26 protein-coding genes are annotated in these 21,011 nt (G+C 46.6%); 23 read left to right on the top strand and 3 right to left on the bottom strand.

All coding sequences use genetic code 11. The annotated features are described in order from the left end of the window. Window positions 1-21 precede the first annotated feature (21 nt). From VE23_RS12870 to VE23_RS12845, 6 genes are all read left to right on the top strand, one after another. On the top strand, window positions 22-387 hold the full coding sequence (locus VE23_RS12870; RefSeq protein WP_049868193.1) for a PrgI family protein: 366 nt from the start codon (window positions 22-24) through the stop codon (window positions 385-387). Further along, window positions 380-2,713 carry a VirB4-like conjugal transfer ATPase, CD1110 family gene (locus VE23_RS12865; RefSeq protein WP_049868192.1) on the top strand — a complete coding sequence of 778 codons (2,334 nt, stop codon included), beginning with the start codon at window positions 380-382 and terminating at the stop codon, window positions 2,711-2,713. The genes VE23_RS12870 and VE23_RS12865 overlap by 8 nt, the downstream gene beginning before the upstream one ends. A 375-nt stretch (window positions 2,714-3,088) precedes the next feature. Beyond that, window positions 3,089-3,604, top strand: a complete 516-nt coding sequence (locus VE23_RS12860) for a C40 family peptidase (protein ID WP_049868191.1) — start codon at window positions 3,089-3,091, stop codon at window positions 3,602-3,604. A 266-nt stretch (window positions 3,605-3,870) separates the two neighbouring features. Continuing rightward, window positions 3,871-4,818 carry a prolipoprotein diacylglyceryl transferase gene (gene lgt / locus VE23_RS12855; protein WP_049868190.1) on the top strand — a complete coding sequence of 316 codons (948 nt, stop codon included), beginning with the start codon at window positions 3,871-3,873 and terminating at the stop codon, window positions 4,816-4,818. Window positions 4,819-5,039: 221 nt separating this feature from the next. Then, window positions 5,040-5,726, top strand: a complete 687-nt coding sequence (locus VE23_RS12850) for a response regulator transcription factor (protein ID WP_049868189.1) — start codon at window positions 5,040-5,042, stop codon at window positions 5,724-5,726. Next, complete coding sequence (locus VE23_RS12845; protein ID WP_049868188.1) at window positions 5,713-6,807, top strand: sensor histidine kinase; 1,095 nt, start codon at window positions 5,713-5,715, stop codon at window positions 6,805-6,807. Before VE23_RS12850 ends, VE23_RS12845 begins: the two co-directional genes overlap by 14 nt. Before the next feature lie 42 nt (window positions 6,808-6,849). Here VE23_RS12845 and VE23_RS12840 read toward each other — a convergent pair whose 3' ends face one another. Beyond that, window positions 6,850-8,283, bottom strand: a complete 1,434-nt coding sequence (locus VE23_RS12840; RefSeq protein ID WP_049868187.1) for a bifunctional metallophosphatase/5'-nucleotidase — start codon at window positions 8,281-8,283, stop codon at window positions 6,850-6,852. A 136-nt stretch (window positions 8,284-8,419) separates the two neighbouring features. On the opposite strand from VE23_RS12840, the gene VE23_RS12835 reads away from it, so the two are divergent. Further along, the gene (locus tag VE23_RS12835; RefSeq protein WP_049868186.1) at window positions 8,420-8,656 is read left to right on the top strand and encodes a hypothetical protein; all 237 of its coding nucleotides are present in this window, start codon (window positions 8,420-8,422) and stop codon (window positions 8,654-8,656) included. Between the two features lie 18 nt (window positions 8,657-8,674). On the opposite strand, the gene VE23_RS12830 is transcribed toward VE23_RS12835, so the two are convergent. Further along, window positions 8,675-9,436 (bottom strand): C40 family peptidase, encoded by a 762-nt coding sequence (locus tag VE23_RS12830; RefSeq protein ID WP_232316914.1) that lies wholly within the window; start codon window positions 9,434-9,436, stop codon window positions 8,675-8,677. A gap of 177 nt (window positions 9,437-9,613) precedes the next feature. Here VE23_RS12830 and VE23_RS12825 point away from each other — a divergent pair, with 177 nt between their 5' ends. From VE23_RS12825 to VE23_RS12755, 16 genes are all read left to right on the top strand, one after another. Then, on the top strand, window positions 9,614-10,294 hold the full coding sequence (locus VE23_RS12825) for a hypothetical protein (protein ID WP_049868185.1): 681 nt from the start codon (window positions 9,614-9,616) through the stop codon (window positions 10,292-10,294). After that, the gene (locus VE23_RS12820; RefSeq protein ID WP_049868184.1) at window positions 10,287-11,009 is read left to right on the top strand and encodes a cytochrome c biogenesis CcdA family protein; all 723 of its coding nucleotides are present in this window, start codon (window positions 10,287-10,289) and stop codon (window positions 11,007-11,009) included. The genes VE23_RS12825 and VE23_RS12820 overlap by 8 nt, the downstream gene beginning before the upstream one ends. Before the next feature lie 18 nt (window positions 11,010-11,027). Beyond that, window positions 11,028-11,585: a TlpA disulfide reductase family protein gene (locus VE23_RS12815; protein ID WP_049868183.1), complete on the top strand. Its 558-nt coding sequence runs from the start codon at window positions 11,028-11,030 to the stop codon at window positions 11,583-11,585. A gap of 19 nt (window positions 11,586-11,604) precedes the next feature. After that, the gene (locus tag VE23_RS12810) at window positions 11,605-12,264 is read left to right on the top strand and encodes a hypothetical protein (RefSeq protein ID WP_049868182.1); all 660 of its coding nucleotides are present in this window, start codon (window positions 11,605-11,607) and stop codon (window positions 12,262-12,264) included. Between the two features lie 155 nt (window positions 12,265-12,419). Beyond that, the gene (locus VE23_RS12805) at window positions 12,420-13,001 is read left to right on the top strand and encodes a sulfurtransferase TusA family protein (protein ID WP_084781446.1); all 582 of its coding nucleotides are present in this window, start codon (window positions 12,420-12,422) and stop codon (window positions 12,999-13,001) included. Window positions 13,002-13,026: 25 nt separating this feature from the next. After that, a complete protein-coding gene (locus tag VE23_RS12800; protein ID WP_049868181.1) occupies window positions 13,027-13,422 on the top strand; it encodes a DsrE/DsrF/DrsH-like family protein in 396 nt (131 codons plus the stop codon). Window positions 13,423-13,471: 49 nt separating this feature from the next. Beyond that, complete coding sequence (locus VE23_RS12795; protein WP_049869724.1) at window positions 13,472-14,593, top strand: MBL fold metallo-hydrolase; 1,122 nt, start codon at window positions 13,472-13,474, stop codon at window positions 14,591-14,593. A gap of 14 nt (window positions 14,594-14,607) precedes the next feature. Beyond that, window positions 14,608-14,835: a sulfurtransferase TusA family protein gene (locus tag VE23_RS12790; protein ID WP_084781444.1), complete on the top strand. Its 228-nt coding sequence runs from the start codon at window positions 14,608-14,610 to the stop codon at window positions 14,833-14,835. 297 nt (window positions 14,836-15,132) lie between these two features. Continuing rightward, entirely contained in the window at window positions 15,133-15,924 is a 792-nt protein-coding gene (locus VE23_RS12785) for a sulfite exporter TauE/SafE family protein (protein WP_049868180.1), read from the top strand. A gap of 124 nt (window positions 15,925-16,048) precedes the next feature. Then, window positions 16,049-16,525, top strand: coding sequence for a DsrE/DsrF/DrsH-like family protein (locus tag VE23_RS12780; RefSeq protein WP_372490924.1), 477 nt, complete (start codon window positions 16,049-16,051; stop codon window positions 16,523-16,525). Between the two features lie 69 nt (window positions 16,526-16,594). After that, window positions 16,595-16,861 (top strand): metal-sensitive transcriptional regulator, encoded by a 267-nt coding sequence (locus tag VE23_RS12775; RefSeq protein WP_049868178.1) that lies wholly within the window; start codon window positions 16,595-16,597, stop codon window positions 16,859-16,861. Between the two features lie 33 nt (window positions 16,862-16,894). Continuing rightward, on the top strand, window positions 16,895-17,206 hold the full coding sequence (locus tag VE23_RS12770) for a rhodanese-like domain-containing protein (protein ID WP_049868177.1): 312 nt from the start codon (window positions 16,895-16,897) through the stop codon (window positions 17,204-17,206). Window positions 17,207-17,286: 80 nt separating this feature from the next. Continuing rightward, window positions 17,287-17,703, top strand: a complete 417-nt coding sequence (locus VE23_RS25880) for a rhodanese-like domain-containing protein (RefSeq protein WP_084781442.1) — start codon at window positions 17,287-17,289, stop codon at window positions 17,701-17,703. Further along, window positions 17,672-18,070 (top strand): rhodanese-like domain-containing protein, encoded by a 399-nt coding sequence (locus VE23_RS12765; protein WP_310735628.1) that lies wholly within the window; start codon window positions 17,672-17,674, stop codon window positions 18,068-18,070. The genes VE23_RS25880 and VE23_RS12765 overlap by 32 nt, the downstream gene beginning before the upstream one ends. A gap of 75 nt (window positions 18,071-18,145) precedes the next feature. Beyond that, window positions 18,146-18,721, top strand: a complete 576-nt coding sequence (locus VE23_RS12760) for a class I SAM-dependent methyltransferase (protein WP_049868175.1) — start codon at window positions 18,146-18,148, stop codon at window positions 18,719-18,721. A gap of 20 nt (window positions 18,722-18,741) precedes the next feature. Then, window positions 18,742-19,125 carry a DUF302 domain-containing protein gene (locus VE23_RS12755; protein WP_049868174.1) on the top strand — a complete coding sequence of 128 codons (384 nt, stop codon included), beginning with the start codon at window positions 18,742-18,744 and terminating at the stop codon, window positions 19,123-19,125. Between the two features lie 867 nt (window positions 19,126-19,992). On the opposite strand, the gene VE23_RS12750 is transcribed toward VE23_RS12755, so the two are convergent. Continuing rightward, window positions 19,993-21,009 (bottom strand): cytochrome d ubiquinol oxidase subunit II, encoded by a 1,017-nt coding sequence (locus VE23_RS12750; RefSeq protein ID WP_049868173.1) that lies wholly within the window; start codon window positions 21,007-21,009, stop codon window positions 19,993-19,995. Window positions 21,010-21,011 lie beyond the last annotated feature (2 nt).

The raw sequence follows: 21,011 nt of genomic DNA, 5'->3' as shown, positions 1-21,011 counted from the left end.
GCTCATCCGGGAGGGATAAAAGTGGAAGTGAAAATCAACCGGGAAATCCGGGATTATACGGAAAGCTTGTTCTTCGGACTGTCCTTGCGGCAGTTCTTTTTTTCTGTTCTGGCGGTCGCAGCGGCAATTGGACTGTATTTCGGGCTGCGCAGTCATTTCGGACTGGAAACGCTCAGTTGGATGTGCATATTGGGGGCAGCTCCCTGCGCCGCGCTCGGATTTATCTGCTATCACGGTATGACGGCGGAGCAACTATTGTGGGCGTATGTGAAGTCGGAGTTTCTGATGCCAAGACGACTTGTCTTCCGCTCGACCAACATATACTACGAAGCGCTGAAAGGAAGCCTGCACAAGCGTGAGCAAGAAAGGATGAAGCGCGATGATTAAGACGCTCAGGCGCACCATGAAGCAGGACAAGGAGCGGTCTGTCATTCCCAAAAGCGTACAACAAGCGATCCCGATCCGCGCCATCTGGCCGGACGGGATTTTTGCTGTCGGCAACAAGTTCTCGAAGTCGTTCCGTTTCGCGGACATCAACTACGCTGTCGCATCGAGAGAGGACAAGGAGACGATGTTCCTTTCCTACTCCGAATTGCTTAATTCGTTTGACAGCGGCGCGACGACGAAGATTACGATTCACAATCGGCGGCTTAATCAGGCAGATGTAGAACGTTCCATTCTTATTCCGCTCCAGCACGACGGGCTGGATGTGTATCGGCAGGAGTACAACGACATGTTGCTTGGTAAAGCGACTGATGGCAACACCAATGGGACGATTCAAGAGAAATACATCACCATCTCCGTGGTTAAAAAGAACGTGGATGAAGCTCGACATTACTTCGCGCGGGTCGGCACGGAGTTGACGGCGCATTTCTCTCGTCTCGGCTCGAAATGTACCGAGCTTGATGCGACTGACCGCCTGCGCATTCTGCATGACTTTTTCCGGATTGACGAGGAAGCCGATTTTCGCTTCGACATGAAGGAGATGATGCGCAAGGGACACGATTTCAAGGATTACATTTGCCCGGATACCTTCGAGTTTGCCAAAGATCATTTTCGGATGGGCGAATACTACGGTCGGGTCATCTTTCTGCGTGATTACGCCAGCTATATCAAGGACAGCATGGTAGCCGAACTTTGCGACTTGAACCGCAACTTGCTGCTGTCGCTCGATGTGATCCCGATTCCGACCGATGAAGCTGTCCGCGAAGTGGAGAATCGACTGCTCGGCGTGGAAACGAACATTACGAATTGGCAGCGACGGCAAAATCGCAACAACAACTTTTCTGCTGTCATCCCTTACGACATGGAGCAGCAGCGCAAAGAGAGCAAGGAATTTCTTACCGACCTCACCACACGCGACCAGCGGATGATGTTCGGACTACTTACGATGGTGCATGTTGCGGACAGCAAAGAACAACTTGATAGCGATACGGAGACATTACTCACTACGGCGCGCAAGCATTTGTGCCAGTTTTCCACGCTCTCCTATCAGCAAATGGACGGTTTGAACACGGTGCTGCCGTATGGGCTGCGAAAGGTTCATGCTTTGCGGACGCTCACGACTGAAAGTACGGCTGTCTTTATCCCGTTTCGAGCGCAGGAGATCATGCATCCAGACGGCATTTATTACGGGCAAAACGTCATCAGCAAAAATATGATCGTCGCCAATCGAAAGCAATTGCTGAATGGAAACAGTTTTATCCTTGGCGTATCCGGTTCCGGTAAAAGCTTCGCCGCGAAACGGGAAATCGTCAATCAGATATTGGCGAGCGATGACGACATCATCCTGATTGACCCGGAGCGGGAGTATTCCGCTCTGGTAAATGCGCTGGGTGGCGAGACGATTCACATTTCTGCTACTTCGTCGAACCATATCAATGCGATGGATATGAACCGGGATTATGGCGACGGAGCCAATCCGATCATTCTTAAATCGGAATTCGTCCTGTCGTTGTGCGAGCAGTTGATCGGAGGACATCAGCTCGGAGCCAAGGAGAAGTCGCTCATCGATCGCTGTACCGCCGCTGTGTACCGCAAGTATTTGCGGAGCAACTATAAGGGACAGCCGCCGACATTGCAGGATTTCCGTGCGGAGCTGCTCAAGCAAGCAGAACCGGAGGCGCAGGATATCGCGCTGGCCATTGAATTATTTACTTCCGGCAGTCTGAATACGTTCGCCCAATCGACCAACGTCAACGTCCACAATCGGCTGATTTGCTACGATATTCTCGATTTGGGCAAGCAGCTTCTTCCCATCGGCATGCTGGTCGTACTCGACAATATCTTGAATCGGATTACGCAAAATCGCGCCAGAGGCAAGAATACGTTTATCTTTATTGATGAAATCTACCTTTTGTTCCAGCACGAATACAGCGCCAACTTTCTGTTCACGCTCTGGAAGCGTGTCCGAAAGTATGGCGCTTTTTGCACAGGTATTACGCAAAATGTGGACGATCTGCTACAAAGTCATACAGCCCGCACCATGCTTGCAAACAGTGAATTCATCGTCATGCTGAATCAGGCCAGTACCGACCGGATGGAGCTTGCCGAGTTGCTCAACATTTCGGACCTGCAACTGTCCTATATTACGAATGTTGACGCCGGGAATGGACTGATGAAGGTCGGCAGTTCCCTTGTACCGTTTAACGATAAGTTCCCGCGGCACACGAAACTGTATAACTTGATGACGACGAAGCCCGGCGAGCGGTAATAATCATTATGATCGTCGCGGCGCTGCTTTCCTCACCGTTCGGCATTTTTGTGGCTGACGAAAATACAGGACCCGACACAAAAAAATGATTCAAATCTTAGAGGAAATGGACGCCCAGTTTGCCGCTCGCATAGAGTGGTTACAATAGATCATCAGAGAGAGGAGTTGCTGCAGGCTGTTTTTTGGGATATGAATCCGATCGACTCGCAGCTCGAAACACTAGAACATACAAGGACTGTCGCCGTCGAACAGAGTGATGGAGTTTGTTGAATAGTCGGTGACGGAATACGAACGCGTCCTGCGACTGTCGATTTCTACCCGAACAGCAGAGCAGAAGCGGCGCTCTATGATTTTTCTACGGAATAGGTCGATTTGATGAATGAACTCCTGTCGGCAGAATTTCGTCCCATGATGTTAGCCATTCTTGGAAAGAACGGTGATACCGGATTAACGTCCGAACAGTCTGCGGCGGTTATATCCGATTTGCCCGCTGGTGTGCTTGGAAGCCAGGCTGTCGAACTGGCATTGACTCGGTTGGGCGATCCGTACAGCCAGCTAAAAGCAGGAAAGGATAACTATACCGATTGTAGTTTTCTTGTACAGTGGGTACATCGGCAATTAGGCGTTGAGGTGCCCCGAACGGCGGCAGAACAGGCGCGATTTATCGCGGAAAACGGACTTTCCCTAACCTCCAATGAGCTAATGGCGGGTGATTTGATTTTCTGGAGCTATGAGGCGAACGGGAGATTTATGAATATTACACATGTTGGCATTTATGCCGGTGAAGGCAAGTTTATCGATGCCTCCTCCAGCCGATTACAGGTTGTTTATCGAAATGTATTTGACGCCGATCTTCAAGTGATGTATGGGAGACCATATTTTCAATCCTAATACGGGGATCGATACAGGAAAGCCGCTGTGCGTGCTGCAAAGATGCACACGGCTTTTTTTATGTACAGTAAGAGACTTCCTTGTCACAGATTCGGCAAGTGTCTATGTCATGTGTTATAATGCTTAAGAGGTAAGGCTTAAGAAACTTCCTTCCACTGTAAAATATTCACGAGAGAAATTAGGCTTGAGCCAAGAAGAACAAATTCTATAAAAAAGCACAACACATTTAAGTATAGGAGAAATAAAGATTAGGAGAATGGTTTCTCATGTTAAACCCGATAGCATTTTCAATAGGTCAGCTTTCTGTTCACTGGTATGGAATCATTATTGGATTGGGTGCTTTACTTGGTTTGATACTGATTTCTCATGAGGGAAAGCGATTTGGCATAAAGTCCGACTTTTTTATGGATCTGGTCTTGTATGGTCTTCCCTCTGCATTAATCGGAGCACGAATCTACTATGTAGCCTTTAAATGGGAAAATTATAAGAACAATCCCTTGGAAATGATTAAAATATGGCATGGAGGCATTGCCATATATGGAGCCTTGATCGCTGCCATTGCGGCTGCTGTCATTTACACACGTAAAAAAGGCTATAATTTCTGGCGTATCGCAGATATATGCGCCCCAGGTTTAATCGTCGGTCAAATGATTGGACGTTGGGGAAACTTCATGAATCAAGAGGCTCACGGCGGTCCAGTATCAGAAAGTTTTCTGAGAAACACACTTCATCTTCCGAACTTTATAGTCAACCAGATGTATATCAACGGTCAATATTACCATCCGACATTTTTGTATGAGTCTGTCTGGAGCTTTGCAGGGCTCTTATTCCTTCTTTGGCTGCGCAGACGGCCGTTTTTGCGAGCTGGCGAGTTGTTTATGAGTTACTTCATTTGGTATTCGCTTGGACGTTTTTACATTGAAGGGGTTCGCACGGATAGCTTGGTTTTTGCCGGACCGGAATGGCTGGCCTCATTCCTTAAGACGACTTGGTCGCCAATGAGCTCGTTTGGTTGGGGGATGATGGAAGCAGGAAAGAACATTCGCATATCTCAGCTAATAGCAGTGCTGATAATTATAGCAGCAGTTGTATTCATCATAATTCGTCGAAATTGGTTCAAAGATAAGGTTAGATATTCCGATCCCATTGTTCCACAAAAGTCCATGAAGCATGCACCATTGACGATTGAAGGGAAACCCACGCCAGAAGGTTGACGTCAAGCATATAAACAAACCGGAACCATGGCAACTTTCGTTGCAAGGTTCCGGTTTGTTTTCTTTTAATTTCCTTGAACAAGGATCTTTAGACTCACCGTAGAGCTATGATTGCGACCCCTGTAGGAAACCGATATCCAAATTGTAGTTCTGGAATGAAACTTTAACGTTTCTTTAAACTATCCTTATAAAATGAAAACCTACTCTAGGGAGGGGAACGCATGCTGGGAAAAAACATATTGATCATCGAAGATGATCCGAAAATAAGAAAGCTGCTTAAACTATATCTGGAAAGAGAAGGGTACGAAGTATTAGAGGCTGAAAATGGAGAAGAAGGAAAGGAGGCTTTTCAAAAGCATGATCCTTGTTTCGTCATTACAGACCTGATGATGCCGAAGCTAAGCGGTGAAGAATTGTGCACGTGGATTCGCTGCGAACTCAAAAGTGATATTCCCATTATTATGTTGACGGCCAAAATTACGGAATCAGAGCGGATTGAAGGACTCCAAATGGGTGCTGATGATTATGTAACAAAGCCTTTCAGCCCTCAAGAAGTGGTCACACGGGTGAATACTGTACTTCGACGAACATCAAATCGATGCAGCAAAATTAGTTTTAAAGGATTGACAATAAAACCTTTGCGTGGAGAAGTCAAATATAACGGGAACATTGTCCCTCTTACTCAGCATGAGTTTAAACTGTTGTACTTTTTTATGAGACATCCCAATCAAATCTTATCGCGTGAGCAAATTTTATGCGAGCTTTATCCGAACGAAGAGAAAAATGTGATCGACCGCACGGTAGATGTTCATGTGGGAAAGCTAAGGGAAAAGATCGAGACATCGAGCGATGTCCCGTGTTTTTTTGAAACGATCCGTGGAATGGGGTATCGCTTTGTCGCAAATTAAGCATATTAGCTCATGGAAGCAGCATATAACTTGGAAATTAATTGCGGTTAACGTTCTGGTCATGCTCATTGTCATCTGGCTAGTAGGTGTTTCAGTCAAGGATTTTGCTTGTGTTCTTGTAGAAAAGTATCGACTCGTCGGTGAAGATAAGAACATTTTCTTTAACAGAACCATGCATTTTTATCTGATTCGGGCAAGTTTGCTAGCAATCGTTGTTGCCGCGCTCATCCATTTTGTGTTTATCAAGAAAATACTTTCTCCTTTAAAAAGATTGACCCAATTGACACGGCAGCTAATGGACGGATCATACCCAGAGCCCATTAAAGTATCGTCAGTGGATGAAATTGGCCAATTGACTCAGTATTTTAACGATTTGACTCAGACTTTAAAGCAGACTGAAGAAAATCGCAAAAGGATGCTAAGCAACATATCTCACGATTTACGAACACCTCTTAGCAATCTAAACGGCTACCTGGAGGCATTAAGCAGCGGTGTGATTGTCGGGGATAGAGACTTGTATCTGTCACTGCTGGAAGAGTCTCAGCATATTACCCGGCTTGTGGAGCAGTTGCATCAGCTTTCTGTATGGGAGGACCGACAAGCTGCAAGCATGACCTACAGCAATATACAAATCGATGACCTGATTACTCGGTGCACGCAGTCTTTTCAATGGGAACTTCAAAGCAACAATATGGAGTTGGAGGTATCTGTTTCACAAGACGTTGTCATCGGTGACGAAGGCGGATTAAGACAGGTGTTAAACAATCTGATACAGAATGCGATAAGCTATAATACGGGACGGATGATTTGGGTGATCGGAGTTATCGAACCTCTTCAGTATCGAATCACCGTCAGTAATGTTGGCGAGCCAATACCTGAAGAGGTGCGTGGACTTGTATTTGAACGTTTTTTTCAAGCGGATCCATCAAGACATCGCGGAGAGAAGGCAAAAGGAAGCGGGCTTGGTTTGGCTATTGTAAAAGAAATTGTGAAGAAGCATGGAGGCAGAGTGGGACTGGAGTCGGAGAATAATAAACATTCGTTTTGGGTAACACTGCCTCGCAACTCGAAAAAAATTTGAAATAACAAAACAGACCGGCATGGATGGCACCGGTTTGTTTTGCTATATGCAAAAGATTTTGGGCGTATCGCTGATTTCAATTTTCTTGTATGTCTTAAAATAGTGTGTGATCACATCATGAGCATGGATCCCTAGCTTCTTCTTAAGTGGATCATAGTGGTATAGAATTTGTTCGCCTGCGCTCACAATTCGATAGGTGGTGTCTAGCTTCAATGGTTTTCCTTGCACAAGAAAATGTTCAATTCGATGGCCAGGCGGATTATAAGGTTTGTAAGCCATGGTGATGCCGCTTGCCCGCATGACATATCCCCCTTTTTGATGGAAAGGATCAGGGGAGAAGACCTGTTCCAGATTAGATTCAAAAGCCTCCAGAATCTGTTTGCCATCCAGTTCTACGGTAAAAAGCTCTGGATTTGTCGGAATGATTTGATACAAGTCCCGCAAGGTTACGAGACCTGGCAGAATAGGGGCTCCGTATCTCCAACCATGTGATAAAGCAATATCGGCTTCGACAGAATGGAGATAAGCATCGGTAATTAGTCGATCCATTGGCGTTTCATTGAGGAACATGCGATGCAGCGGTGTCTGTAGTTCCCCAATGATCTCACTTAAATGCGTTTCATGCCTTTCGTTAATTACTGCAATTAATTTGGAGATTTCCGGATCTTCTTCGAATTCATGTGCAAAAAGCGGAATAAGACGATGTTGAACCTTCGTTATCATGCCGGATTCAAAATTCAGATCAAGCTGCCCAAGAAACGAAGAACTGGCTCCGGATTGAATAATCCATGTTCCGTTTTGTCTAATGGGATGGGTAAGTCGATCATGACTGTGACCGCTTAAAATAATATCGATTCCTTCGATATTGGAAGCGGCTTTCACGTCCAGGGGCAGTCCCATATGGCTCAATACGATGACGAGATCACACTTATCTTCCACCCGTAATTTTCGTATGTTCCGGCTCATCTCAGCTAGATCAAGTGAGAAAGACAATCCCTCGGAAAAAGCAGGTGGCATCGTTTGATCTACAAATGAGTAGGTCCATCCCGTCATACCTATACGAATTCCGCCCATTTCTTTAATCCACTGCGTCTTAAGAGGGGCGGCAGCGGATGAAGATTTCATATTCATTGCCAGGGACGGAAAAGAAACCTGATCCAAGAGAGCAAACAACTGTGATGGGCCATACGCATAATCCCAATTTCCTGGAACGAATGCGTCAAGCGGCATCTTTTTCAATAGTGGGATAATGGCTTCTCCTTTGGACAATACAAGCGGAGCTGTGCCATGAAACAAATCGCCTCCGTCGACAAAAAGGACATAGGGACGTCTTTTTTTTAGTTCTGTTACATATCGATGTATGCGCGAAAACCCTCCACATGTCATATATGAAGGTTGTGTATCATGCCAAAAAAATTCAGGATGGGCATCCAAACAACCATGCGTATCGTTTTGCTGAATTATGGTAAGTTCCATCTTCTCTCCTCTTCTCTGCAAGTGATTCATACCTACATAGTAGTATAGGCAAACCAATCATTGCCAAACCTAGCTTTATTAAAACTTAACACCCCTCCGATAGTATTGAATCACCGTGCTTAGGAGGTCGTTTAAGATGAATGAAGGAGTTCGGACTCTGATCTGTGAAATATTGATATTAACCTATTTAGATATATCCCCCAGACCAAAGAAAGGAGGGAAGAATTTTCAAAACCGACAAGAAGCGCTCGCCTTTTTGAATACGGCTTGGTTTGAGGTGCTTTGTGCAGGTATAGAACTGGAACCTGAAATCGTGAGAAGGAAGATGCTTCAAATTTCCAATTCTAGTCGTTTGAAAAGGAAGGGACAATAGCGTCCCTTCCTTACACATCTATTTTATAGCGCTTCCGCCAAATACAAATCGGTACTCCCAATGCTTCCCTTCAATTTGATCGATTCGAACCCCGCCCGATTTCTCGGAATACGTATGCAGAATTTTCCCATTTCCGAGATAGATTCCATTATGGGTAATTCGCTGCGAGGATTTATTGATTCCGGAGTAGTCACTGCTTTTACTCCCCTCGTAGGACATAAAGAACATAATATCTCCGGGATGCAACTCCCTCCAGTTTGTCGTAGTAGCTCCTATTTTCTTTACATAAGCAGCCTGGGTTCTTGAATTCCCTGGAAGAATAACTCCGGCTCCATCTTTAAAGGCTTGTCTGACGAAATCAGAACAATCGAAGGTTTGGGTATTGGAACGGCTTGAACCGAATACATAAGGCGTTCCCAAGTACTTCATACCCGCGTCAATAATGCTCTTGGGCGTCCCAGATACCGGTTCAGCAGGCTTGTCCGTAATGGAACCATTCGTTTTTATGAACTGACTTTGAGTGGTTACGTACCCAGTTTGACCACGCAGGTCCTTGATTTTAAACCAATACTGATTTACTTGTTCCAATATGTCGACATGTTCACCGGCTTTTAGATAACGAATGCGGTCACCGCTTAGGGAAGGCTTCTCACGAAAGTTAACACTTTTTTCGATGATTCCTTCTTGACCCGCGGCCGAAACCGTAGGTTGTCCCGCTATAATTGAGCCACAAATTAGAGCGGAAGCGAGTAAAGACAAGGTCATTTTTTTCTTCAGCATTGTAATACCTCCTGTAGTTTTGTAATTTACCGTAGCGAAAAGGATGCGCTAACGGTTTAAGCAAAGCCTATCACAGGAGGTTAGTTGGACTTGGAGGTAATTTCCCCCAATGGAGAGCTTTATCATTTCTTTAAAGAAGAAGATTAGGCTTTACGTGAGAAGGAGGGGTGAAGAGAATTGCAAAATATACAGATCGGATCTTTCGTTCTAAATGGGCAACTGATTCTTTATCTGAGTTATGGAGCGGGAGGCTGGTTGATGCTGCAGTATCGGCTTAGAGGCAGCTTGGAGCGTCGGATATACTTGTCCGATGCAGCGAATGCATTCTGGCTGTGGTTGCTCGTTTGGAAAGGAAGCTTTCTGATCTTTTATCCCATAGATGTGATCACACAACCCATGTCTTTACTTTATTTTGATGGTGGGGAACGCGGAAGATGGATAGCAAGTCTGGTTACGGCTTCCTATATCTGGTACAGAACTTCGAAACAAAATTTAAGCGTCAAAATGTGGATCGATATGGGGATTTGGTTTACTTTATCGGGCTGGTTGGTCTATCACTTGTTGTTGCTTATTACAGGCGAGGAGTCTTCCTTGTATCATACAGCAAACGCTGGAATGACTGTTCTTCTCCTGATCTCATTATTGGTTTCTCAAAAAGGATCCGATTCGGGAAGTGGATTAAACCATGCCGTTTGGTTTTCGATCGGAAATGTGTTGCTTTCGTTTCTGGTTGCCGATCGTCCGGTATGGTTGTTGTCCTTCAGTAAACAGCAGATCATTTTTCTATTGGCTGCCGCGTGTTTAACAGGATGGTCCTGGTTGGATGAAAAGCAACAGAAAGGAGGTCCTCATGGATAATCTTACAATCCTGGTAGCCTTTGCAGCGGGGATGCTTTCTTTTTTATCCCCTTGCGTATTTCCGCTTATCCCCGCTTATATTTCCCATTTAACAGGCTCTACCTTTCAAGATGGCAAACTTGTCGTGAATCGGTGGAATCTGAGCCTTCAGGCGTTTAGTTTTATCGTGGGGTTTAGTCTGATTTTTATTACGATGGGTGCGTCTGCAAGCTTCATTGGACGCTTCTTCGCGCAAGAACGCGAGCTGGTACAAAGAATAAGCGGTCTGTTGATTGTTGTGTTTGGTCTGCAAATGGCCGGATTTCTAAATTTTCGTCTGCTGATGTCCGGTAGAACGTGGCAAACCAAACCAACTGCGAGCCGCGGCATAATCCGTTCGCTTCTTACTGGTGTGGCGTTTGGAGCAGGTTGGAGTCCATGCGTTGGGTTGGCGTTATCGTCTATTTTGCTTCTGGCCGGATCTACGGAGACACTGTGGAACGGAATAGGGATGCTGGCCGTGTATTCGTTTGGGTTGGGAGTTCCTTTTCTATTGATTTCGTGGTTGTTGACGTATTCGATGAGCATGATGAAAAAAATGAATCGATGGATGCCTCTTCTGTCGAAAATTAACGGTTGGCTTCTTATTGGAATGGGACTGCTGCTATTTACCGGCCAATTGCAAAAGATCAGTGCTTGGCTTTCTCAATATACATTTTGGGACATTACATTCTAACAAGGGGGATCAATAGAGATGAAGAAAAGTGTGATTGCCATCATTGCCCTCGTTATGCTTGTTGCTTATGGGGCTTATGATTATTATGAAAAAAAATCGTCTGAAGGGACTTCTGTCAGGGAATCCGCAGGCCAGAATATTAAAGTGGGCATTCAAAAGGGACAACAGGCGCCGGATTTTACCTTGAATGATTTGCAAGGCAATCCTGTCAAGCTATCCGATTATAAAGGAAAAACAGTACTTATTAATTTCTGGGCAACCTGGTGTCCGCCTTGCAGAGTAGAGATGCCCCATATGCAGCGGTTTTATGAGGACTATAAGCAACAAGACGTCGTTATTTTAGGGGTTAATTTAACACCGACGGAGGAGAAAACGAACAACGTTATGTCATTTGTTAAGGATTATGGTTTGACATTTCCTATCTTATTAGATTCGGAAGGGACGGTCATGCAGACGTATCAGGTCGTCGCGTATCCAACTACGTATCTGTTAGACTCCAGCGGAGTTATTCGCGAGAAATATCAAGGAGCTATCAATTATGACACCATGAAAGAAGCTGTTTCCAAAATCAAATAATGGAAAAGAGGTGTTCAACATGAATTTGCCCGTTAAAAAAATGATGTTGTTTACGTTGTCGGCGTGCCCATTAGGCAGATCTATGAACAATGTGCTTCGCGAAGTTCAAATATGTCAGGATGAACTTTCTTATGAAGTCGTACATGTGGATGTTCATCCCGACCTCGCGAACCATTACCGGATCAAGACAAATCCGACTACGCTTCTTGTAGACGCAAGCAACCAAGAGTTATATCGGTTCGAGGGCTTCAAAGAGACAGAGGAAACGCTCCGAATCATCGGACAAGTCAATAACAAATCGTTGCGGTCATCAGACGATCTTCCTGAGAACCAGGAAATTACAGAAACCTATGTTATTTATTTATATCAGAACGGTATGGCAGTGCCAGTCGAGACTTTCTATGTGAATAAAACGTCCATTAAGGCACCTCGAATTACAGCTATTGGGCAACTGTTAAATACTCGTATTGATAAATATGATAACCCGTTTCCGCCGTCTTCTGCTCTGGAAGGGGTGCATTTTGAACAAGGGATTGGCGAGGTGACGATTCTAGTTCATCCTTCGGAAGCAGAATTGGATCAGGAAAAGATGAAGATTGTATTGGAACATACCTTAGCGCCATATGGGATCAAGAGTGTAAATATAAAGTGGATAGTCAGCGGGGACTCACAGTCATAACCCTGAAGTTAACTATTCTCCCCTGTTGACAATGCCTTTCTTTAGGATGTAATATACCTATAGGGGTATGAGTAATTATATTATGTGAATCCGTAGGGTAAACTCGTACAGGATATGTAAGCCCCGGCAAAACACCAATATAGGAGGGTTACGATTTGACTGCACATTCAGAAATCAAAGCAGATCAGACGCTCGATTGCAAAGGTTTGGCCTGTCCCATGCCTATCGTCAAAACCAAGAAAGCGATGGATCAGTTGCATTCCGGGCAGGTCATCGAGGTTCAGGCAACCGATAAAGGTTCACTGGCGGACATTCAGGGCTGGGCCAAGAATACCGGCCATCACTATTTGGGCACGATTCAGAATGGCGATGTGCTTAAGCACTTTATCCGTAAATCGAGCGCGGATGAGATCAAGGAAGAGAAAAAATATCCTCACACCGTGACCAATGATGAGCTGGAGAAAAAGCTGGGCAGCGTAACCGTTCTCGATGTTCGCGAGCCTGCCGAATATGCGTTTAACCGGATTCCTGGCGCCGTCTCCATTCCGCTTGGGGAACTGGAAGAGCGCCTAGGCGAGCTGAATACCGAAGATGATATTCATGTTGTATGCCGTACCGGCACACGCAGTGATCTGGCTTGCCAGCTGCTGTCCGAGAAGGGTTTCAAGAACGTAAAAAACGTGGAGCCCGGCATGTCTGGGTGGTCCGGACCGATAGAAAAGAACTTTCAAATCTAATCATGGACCAAGGAGGTCGTTTAAAATGAGCACGAAAGTAGCGATTATCGCAAGCAATGGTGGAATGTTCGATGCCTATAAGGTTTTCAACATCGCGACGGCATCTGCAGCAACCGACGCGGAGGTAGCCATCTTTTTCACCTTCGAAGGACTGAACCTGATTCACAAGCAGGTCCATCACCAGCTTCCGCTGCCGGCAGGCAAAGAATATTTTGCGGAAGGCTTCAAGAACGCCAACATTCCTTCCATCCCGGAACTGGTGAATATGGCGCAGGAAATGGGCGTGAAAATCATCGCCTGCCAAATGACGATGGACGTCATGAACTTAAAGAAAGAGGATTTCATTGAAGGAATCGAAGTCGGCGGCGCCGTCACATTCCTGGATTTCGCGAAGGACGCAAACGTGTCCTTGACGTTCTAATTCATCAAAGGGGGAATCAACATTGACTACTGCAACCGGACTCCGCCCGATGACAGCGGGAGAACTGACGAAAATCGTTCTGAACAAAAAAGAACTCTTCATTCTCGACGTGCGCAATCAAAGTGACTTCGACGATTGGAAAGTGGAAGGAGAGAGCGTCGAGATTATCAACATTCCGTATTTTGATTTGCTTGACGGCGTGGATCCAGTGCTAGACCAAATTCCAAGCGACAAACCTTTGCTTGTGGTATGCGCCAAGGAAGGTTCGTCCAAATTCGTGGCAGAACAATTGGTTGGAGCAGGAAGAACTAACGTCTCTTATCTGGAAGGCGGCATGAAATCTTGGAGCGAGCATTTGGAGCCGGTGAAAATCGGAGATTTGAAAGACGGGGGCTCCCTGTACCAGTTCGTGCGGATCGGAAAAGGCTGTCTTTCCTACATGGTCATTTCCAGCGGTGAAGCAGCTGTAATCGATACGCTCCGAATGACGGATGTATTCGAACGCTTCGCTGAGGAACAGGGAGCGGCCATTAAACATACGCTGGACACGCACTTGCACGCGGACCACATTTCCGGCGGGCGCAAATTGGCGGAGCAAACAGGTGCAACGTACTGGCTGCCGCCCAAGGACGCGACAGAAGTAACGTTCCAATATGAGAAACTGGAAGAAGGTCGTGAGATCTCGGTAGGGAATATCAAGATCAAAATTCAACCTATATACTCGCCGGGTCACACCATCGGAAGCACGTCGTTTATCGTGGATGATCAATATCTGCTTACGGGCGACATCCTGTTCATCGAATCGATCGGCCGCCCGGACTTGGCCGGCAAAGCAGAGGACTGGGTCGGCGATCTTCGCAACACCTTGTACAACCGTTACAAAGGCTTGGCTCAGGATTTGATCGTACTGCCTGCCCACTTCGGCAAAGTGACGGAGCTTGGAGATGGCGGCCGCGTCATGGCCCGATTGTCAGATCTCTACCGCGACAATCCGGGCTTGAACATTAAAGACGAGGAGACGTTCCGGCGGACGGTAACCGTGAATTTGCCGCCTCAACCGAACGCCTATCAGGAGATTCGACAAACGAATATGGGTAAGATTACACCGAACGAAGACGAGCAACGCGAGATGGAAATTGGTCCGAACCGCTGTGCGGTTCATGATAAATAAAGGAGGACATCAAAGTGAATACAGATATCACGGTAGATACGAAAGGTATGGCCTGCCCGATGCCGATCGTTAAGGCGAAGAAAGCCTTGGATAGTCTGCAACAAGGTCAAGTTATGGAGGTCCTGTCTACAGACAAAGGCTCCGTCAATGATTTTCAAGCCTGGGTTAAACAGACGAAACACGAACTCATTCAGCACGTCGAAGAAGACGGCGTTTATAAATTTTACGTTCGCAAAGTATAAAAAAAGCGGGACCCGGAAGGGCCCGCTTATTTCGCCTCGTCATATACGATAGTGATGCCAAGGGAACAGTAACTTTCTTCGGTATAATGGCCATGGGGGCAAGTTTTCGTGCTGCAAGCCATATCGATTTTCGCTTGCAGTCTTTGATTGCACACCGGGCATTTATCTTCGAAAAAGCTTTTTAAATGTTGAAGCAATCGGATCACCTTATTTCTTATAAGTTTACTTGGTTTTAATTATAACCTGTATTCAACTTGATGTCACGCATTAGAGAAAACTTTACGACAGGAGGGTGTCATGGATTTCTTACTGCTCATTGTCATGGTGCTCATCGGTCTGGTCGGCTCTTTCTTTTCAGGGTTGCTTGGTATTGGTGGCGCAATTATTAATTATCCCCTCCTACTGTATATTCCATCCCTTTTCGGTGCGGCACACTTTACAGCCCACGAAGTTTCCTCCATCAGCATGTTTCAGGTCTTTTTCGCTTCACTTGCTGGTGTTATCGCGTTCCGGAAAAAAAGCAAAAAGGGCGGAACGGGCGTCGTCAATAAACAGTTGGTCCTTTATATGGGGAGCAGCATCCTCGTCGGCAGCCTGGTCGGCGGCTTTGTTTCGGGTATGTTGAACGGAGATGTCATCAACCTGATTTACGGCATCCTTGCGGTACTGGCGGTCGTGCTAATGCTAATACCCAACAGGGGGACACAACAAGATACGGATGACCTCCGTTTCAACAAAATCATCGCCATTACTGCGGCATTTGTAGTAGGTATCGTTTCTGGAATCGTAGGGGCCGGCGGCGCGTTTATCTTAATTCCCATTATGCTCACCGTGCTCAAAATTCCCACGCGCACAACGATTGCATCCTCGCTCGCGATCGTTTTTATTTCGGCCGTTGGAGGCGTCATCGGAAAAATCACGGGCGGGGATATCCCTCTGTGGGCGACGGTATATACCGTCATCGGCAGTTTGATCGGAGCACCGATCGGCACGATGATCAGTTCGAAAATCAATGTAAAGGTGCTTCGATATGGTTTGGTCGTCCTGATCGCACTTACGGCCATTAAAGTGTGGTCGTCCATTTTGTGAATGCATTAATCGTATCTGCAAACATTTGCCGCGGCAGAAGGGTTGCATTCTTTATTATTGTCCGTTAATATACCTATAGGGGTATGAGTAAATATTATGAGAGAGAAGGTATGTGACGTTGGAATTGGAAAAAGATAAAACGACAATCGTGCTCTTCAGCGGCGATTTGGATAAAGCAATCGCGGCGTTTATTATTGCGAATGGAGCGGCGGCTTATGATCACGAGGTGACAATCTTCTTCACGTTCTGGGGATTAAACGCGCTTCGCCGGGACGAACCGATAAAGACAAACAAAGGCCTTCTTGAAAAAGCTTTCGGATGGATGATGCCGCGCGGCGCGAAGAAGCTGGGTTTGTCAAAAATGAACTTCGGCGGCCTCGGGCCCCAGATGATCAAGCATGTGATGAAAAAGCACAAAGCATTGTCGTTGCCCGAGCTGGTTGAACTGGCTCAAGAACAAGGCGTTAAGTTAGTCGCTTGTACGATGACGATGGACTTGCTCGGTCTGAAACAGGAAGAATTGATCGATGGTCTGGAGTATGCAGGAGTAGCCGCATATCTGGGTGACGCCGCGAACGGAAAGGTAAACTTATTCATTTGAACAAGCGTATATGAACTTATAATTTTTTCCTTTATACTATACCCATACTCGTATAAGGAGTTGTTGGACATGAACTACGAATACACGGACGAAATCAAAACCCGGCTGCGCAGAATCGAAGGACAAGTCCGCGGGGTGCTGCGTTTGATGGAGGAAGGAAAGAGCTGCAAGGAAGTTGTGGCACAGTTGTCCGCCGTTCGCAACGCATCGGACAAGGCTATCGCGCAGATCGTTGCAGAAAATTTGCAGCAATGCATCATGGCGGAACATGCTGCCGGTAACGATACAGGAAAGATGGTCAAAGAAGCTGTGGAGCTTCTGGTTAAGAGCCGCTAATACAACAACTAACAATCTGAGGGAGTGAAAAACATGGCATTCAAAATTCCGAAAGCAACAACGCCGCAAGAAGTGGCCGCAAGGTTAAAGAATGGCGAGAAGCTGAACCTGCTTGATGTCCGGGAGCCCGACGAATGGGCATCCGGCCATGTCGCAGGCGCCAAGCACATTCCACTTGGACAGCTCACCGAGCGGCTAAAAGAACTTGATCCGTCGAAAGAGACGATCGTCATCTGCCGTAGCGGCAATCGCAGCGGTCTTGCGTGTGAATTGCTAAGCGAGAAGGGCTTCGACGTCGTAAATATGACCGGCGGATTGAACGCCTGGACAGAAAAGCTTGTATGAGGTTTTGCCTCTCTAATAACCATGGTCTGCGGCAGCTGTGTCATTATTCAGCTGTCGCAGTACTGTAGAAAGGACTTCATATGATAACACTCTTGTATATTCTTGCCGGAGCCGTGATCCTGTGGGTCCTGCGCGGCTTTTGGCCCGTTCCTTCTTTCCAATATGTGCCCTGTCATGAATTGGAGAAAGCACGAAATCAGTCAAGTGTGAAAATACTCGATGTCAGGGATGCATCGGACTATCTGCATGGGCATGTTCCCGGCTCGATCAATATATCGCTCGGACGTCTGCCTTATGTGTGGCATAAAGAGCTCTCTAACGACGACTCCGTCATTATTTTGTCCTCAAGTTGCTATCAGAGTAATAAAGCAGCCCGCATCCTGCATAAGCGCGGCTTCCGGCAGTTGTGTGCCGCGCAGGGGGATTTTTTTCAGCCGACAGGCAAACAAGTGAATACGAAAGGATGTGGAATCTTTGGACACAGGTACAATCATTAATATCGGAATCCTTGTGCTAGTCGTGTGGTTTGCATATTCGCGCTTTAAACCGGCCAAAGGACTCCGAAACCTTAACGCAGAGGAATTTAAGAGCCATATGGGCAAACCCGGCAAACCGCTGGTGATCGATGTCCGAGAACCGAATGAATATAAAGGCGGATATATTGCCGATGCGAAGAATATTCCTCTTTCGCAATTGTCCCGAAGGCTTTCCGAGATTCCCCAGGATCGTGACGTGCTGCTCTATTGCCGCAGCGGTATGCGTAGTAAAAGTGCGGCAAAAATATTGTTGAAGAACGGCCATAAGGAGATCGCCCATCTGCAAGGTGGCATCGGGGCTTGGAAAGGTAAACTGGCAAGCAAGTAAACGAGTGGTGAGCGTGGTTTAGGGCAAGGATAAAAACGGTTAAAGTATTTTAGTGAATGAATGGAGGACAATCCCATGCACGAGCGTCGCTTTAATCCTGAAAATATGGCTAAACTCGACAGTCCCGAACGTAAGGCTGTTCTTCCCCCGGAATCTTTGCTAGAGAAGCTGGCCCTGAATGAGAACGAGTCAGCAACTATTCTGGATCTTGGAGCTGGCACGGGGTATTTTTCCATCCCTGTTTCAGAGCGAACAAGTGGGACCATACTTGCCTTGGATATCGAGCCCATGATGCTGGAGGTTATTCGCAGCAAGGCGAAACAGAAGCAGATAAAAAATATTCAGACCATCGAAGGCCGGCTTGAGCAGATTCCTCTGGAGGAAGAGTCGGTGGATCGTGTCATCGCGTCCCTGGTCCTGCATGAAGCGGAGCCGCTTCAACAGGCTTTGTCTGAGATTCACCGGGTCCTTCGCAGAGGCGGCCGATGTGCATGCCTAGAGTGGGAAAAGCAGGAGACGGATCAAGGGCCGCCGCTGCACCATCGAATAGGCTCCGAGGAGTTGACACACTCGTTTGAGCAAGCCGGTTTTACCATACTGGAAACGGATCACCCCACCGGCGCACATTACGTTCTGGTCGTACAGAAATGATGTAAAGGGAGTTGTAAACGATGTTCCATTATACAGTTGAAACTACCAAAACACCTGAGCAGGCGGTTGAAGCACTGACGGAAAATTTGAAGGCGGAGAAGTTCGGCGTCCTATGGCAACTGGATATGAAGGCGAAGCTGAACGAGAAAGGCGTCGAATTCGACATGCCGTATCAGATTCTCGAGGTCTGCAACCCAGTGGAGGCCAGGCGGGTTTTGTCCGAAAATGCGTTGGTCGGATACTTCCTTCCCTGCAAACTGGCTGTGTATGTGGAGAATGAAAGGACCAAGATCGGCATGCCGAAGCCAACGGCTCTCATTGGACTTGTGGAGAATGAGGCCTTGATGAACATTGCTTCCGACATCGAGAAGCGTTTGACTGCTTGTGTTGATAAGAGCATCTGAACCACATCCATACAACTGCTACTGAACGCTTGAGTTAGATGAACAGAAAAGGCTGGGACGGCGGGCCTTCGCCTTGTTGGATCGGTATACGTCTTCGAAGTGAAAGCTGCCGTTAGCCAATTACAAAGCGCTAAACGGGGTAAAGTAAGTATGAATGAACTTCAAAGCAGGAAGGCTAGTCTGGTCAATTGATTGAAAAATGAGCTTCCCCGATCGACGGAGGAAGCTCATTTTTCTCTACACACAATGGATACGGGCAGGGGGGCAGCAAGTCACTGCCTTCGAGCTCCATTGTAAACAGCTCAGGGTTGGTGGGAATGATGCAATACAAATCCTTAATTGTCAGCTTCCATGGCAGCATAGGAGTGCTGTATCCAGTACGGGCACCAGCCGATGCTCGAAGGTGATGAGTCGACCCGATTCGATCGATTCGGCCGACGAATGAAACGCTGGCCCTGATTGAATAATGAAGGCCTGTTCTTGCGAATTGGCCGCTTGATTCAGTCATGGCTGTGCGCACTGAGCAAAATATAGATGCTTGAAACCAGGGAAGCCAGCTTGATGTCTAGCGGCAGTCCCATATGACTATGGATGACAATCAAAGCGAAATTTCTTGCTTATAAAGGAGTATTTCGATGGTTACAGGGAAAACCCGGTGCTCTTGTCTTTAAGATGAGAGTGGCATCGCTGAGCGGACGTATCGCCCCATGACGTGCAGGGAACTGAGCTCTATGCACAATGCACAAAAAAAGTGCCAAACCTATATATTTGCCGGTTAAAATAAATATCGAACCGACGATAAGAAAAGCAAAAAGGCAATTCCAAAACATAACCACATGAGCCATTTGTCTTGTCGATCAAAAAGATTCATCTTATTTTCCCCTTTACATAGTCTGCATTGAATAAAAACAAGCGTAACAGCAATATCAATGCCGGTATCAACAACAGCAGCCCCGCCGTGAATGCTGCAACCAGTGCACGCCCCATCACTGGATTGGTCACGCCGCCGGTTAATGTCAAGATGGGATAGAGAAGATACGGGAGATGTGACTGTCCGTAACCGAAAAAGGCAAAGGCGAACTGGGCCATAACCAAGATAAACGCCCATCCATATCGATGCCTGCGCCAGATGAACCACACCGCAATCGCAAAACAAATAAAAGACAAGCCAAACATCCACCACACATCCAATGTGTTTAGGAAATGGTCTCGGTTATGATTTCGCAACGCCATAAACGTAAATAAGCTGGAGATGATGGTCGGAATGCCTCCCCAGAGTGCAAACCGGCGAAGCCATTCCAGCGCCTTTCGATCTTCAGCACGCGCCGCGTAATAAGTAAGGAAAGAAGAACTTATAAATAGAACGCTTGAAATGGCTAGCAGAACCACCGCCCAGGAATAGGTACTAAAAAACAACTCCTCCATCAACAAGTGGACGGAGTGGCCTTCAAAAGACAAAAAACCTCCTTCCGATATGGTGAAAACTGTTGACAGCGCAGCCGGAATCAGTAATCCCGTGGATCCGTAAGCAAGTAAGTAAAGATTGTTTTTTCTTGCCCCGTAATTCGTAAATGCGTAGAAGGATCCTCGGACCGCAAGCAAGATTAGCGCAATACTTCCGGGGATTAACAAAGCGGTACCATAGTAGTAAGCAGTGTCCGGAAAAAAACCGACAATACCTACGAAGAAAAAGACCAGAAACACATTCGTTACTTCCCAGACGGGAGACAAATATCGGGAAATCAGCGGCCCAATAACGGACTCGATTCCGATGACTCTGCCGTAATAAGCATAAAAACCAGCGCCGAAATCAATCGAAGCAACGATCAAATACCCGTACAAAAACACCCAAAGCACCGTAATTCCAAGCTGCTCCAACGACATCT

This window comes from Paenibacillus sp. D9 (assembly GCF_001188365.1).
Classification (GTDB): Bacteria; Bacillota; Bacilli; order Paenibacillales; family Paenibacillaceae; genus Paenibacillus_O; species Paenibacillus_O humicus.
Note: the sequence above shows the minus strand (reverse complement) of the source record. Positions and strands in the feature narration are given on the sequence as shown.

Excerpts from the sequence above, each read along its gene's own strand:
- VE23_RS12865 (WP_049868192.1), top strand. The coding sequence starts at position 380 with ATGATTAAGACGCTCAGGCGCACCATGAAGCAGGACAAGGAGCGGTCT.
- VE23_RS12860 (WP_049868191.1), top strand. The coding sequence starts at position 3,089 with ATGAATGAACTCCTGTCGGCAGAATTTCGTCCCATGATGTTAGCCATT.
- lgt (WP_049868190.1), top strand. The coding sequence starts at position 3,871 with ATGTTAAACCCGATAGCATTTTCAATAGGTCAGCTTTCTGTTCACTGG.
- VE23_RS12850 (WP_049868189.1), top strand. The coding sequence starts at position 5,040 with ATGCTGGGAAAAAACATATTGATCATCGAAGATGATCCGAAAATAAGA.
- VE23_RS12840 (WP_049868187.1), bottom strand. The coding sequence starts at position 8,283 with ATGGAACTTACCATAATTCAGCAAAACGATACGCATGGTTGTTTGGAT.
- VE23_RS12835 (WP_049868186.1), top strand. The coding sequence starts at position 8,420 with ATGAATGAAGGAGTTCGGACTCTGATCTGTGAAATATTGATATTAACC.
- VE23_RS12830 (WP_232316914.1), bottom strand. The coding sequence starts at position 9,436 with ATGCTGAAGAAAAAAATGACCTTGTCTTTACTCGCTTCCGCTCTAATT.
- VE23_RS12820 (WP_049868184.1), top strand. The coding sequence starts at position 10,287 with ATGGATAATCTTACAATCCTGGTAGCCTTTGCAGCGGGGATGCTTTCT.
- VE23_RS12815 (WP_049868183.1), top strand. The coding sequence starts at position 11,028 with ATGAAGAAAAGTGTGATTGCCATCATTGCCCTCGTTATGCTTGTTGCT.
- VE23_RS12810 (WP_049868182.1), top strand. The coding sequence starts at position 11,605 with ATGAATTTGCCCGTTAAAAAAATGATGTTGTTTACGTTGTCGGCGTGC.
- VE23_RS12800 (WP_049868181.1), top strand. The coding sequence starts at position 13,027 with ATGAGCACGAAAGTAGCGATTATCGCAAGCAATGGTGGAATGTTCGAT.
- VE23_RS12795 (WP_049869724.1), top strand. The coding sequence starts at position 13,472 with ATGACAGCGGGAGAACTGACGAAAATCGTTCTGAACAAAAAAGAACTC.
- VE23_RS12785 (WP_049868180.1), top strand. The coding sequence starts at position 15,133 with ATGGATTTCTTACTGCTCATTGTCATGGTGCTCATCGGTCTGGTCGGC.
- VE23_RS12775 (WP_049868178.1), top strand. The coding sequence starts at position 16,595 with ATGAACTACGAATACACGGACGAAATCAAAACCCGGCTGCGCAGAATC.
- VE23_RS12770 (WP_049868177.1), top strand. The coding sequence starts at position 16,895 with ATGGCATTCAAAATTCCGAAAGCAACAACGCCGCAAGAAGTGGCCGCA.
- VE23_RS25880 (WP_084781442.1), top strand. The coding sequence starts at position 17,287 with ATGATAACACTCTTGTATATTCTTGCCGGAGCCGTGATCCTGTGGGTC.
- VE23_RS12760 (WP_049868175.1), top strand. The coding sequence starts at position 18,146 with ATGCACGAGCGTCGCTTTAATCCTGAAAATATGGCTAAACTCGACAGT.
- VE23_RS12755 (WP_049868174.1), top strand. The coding sequence starts at position 18,742 with ATGTTCCATTATACAGTTGAAACTACCAAAACACCTGAGCAGGCGGTT.
- VE23_RS12750 (WP_049868173.1), bottom strand. The coding sequence starts at position 21,009 with ATGTCGTTGGAGCAGCTTGGAATTACGGTGCTTTGGGTGTTTTTGTAC.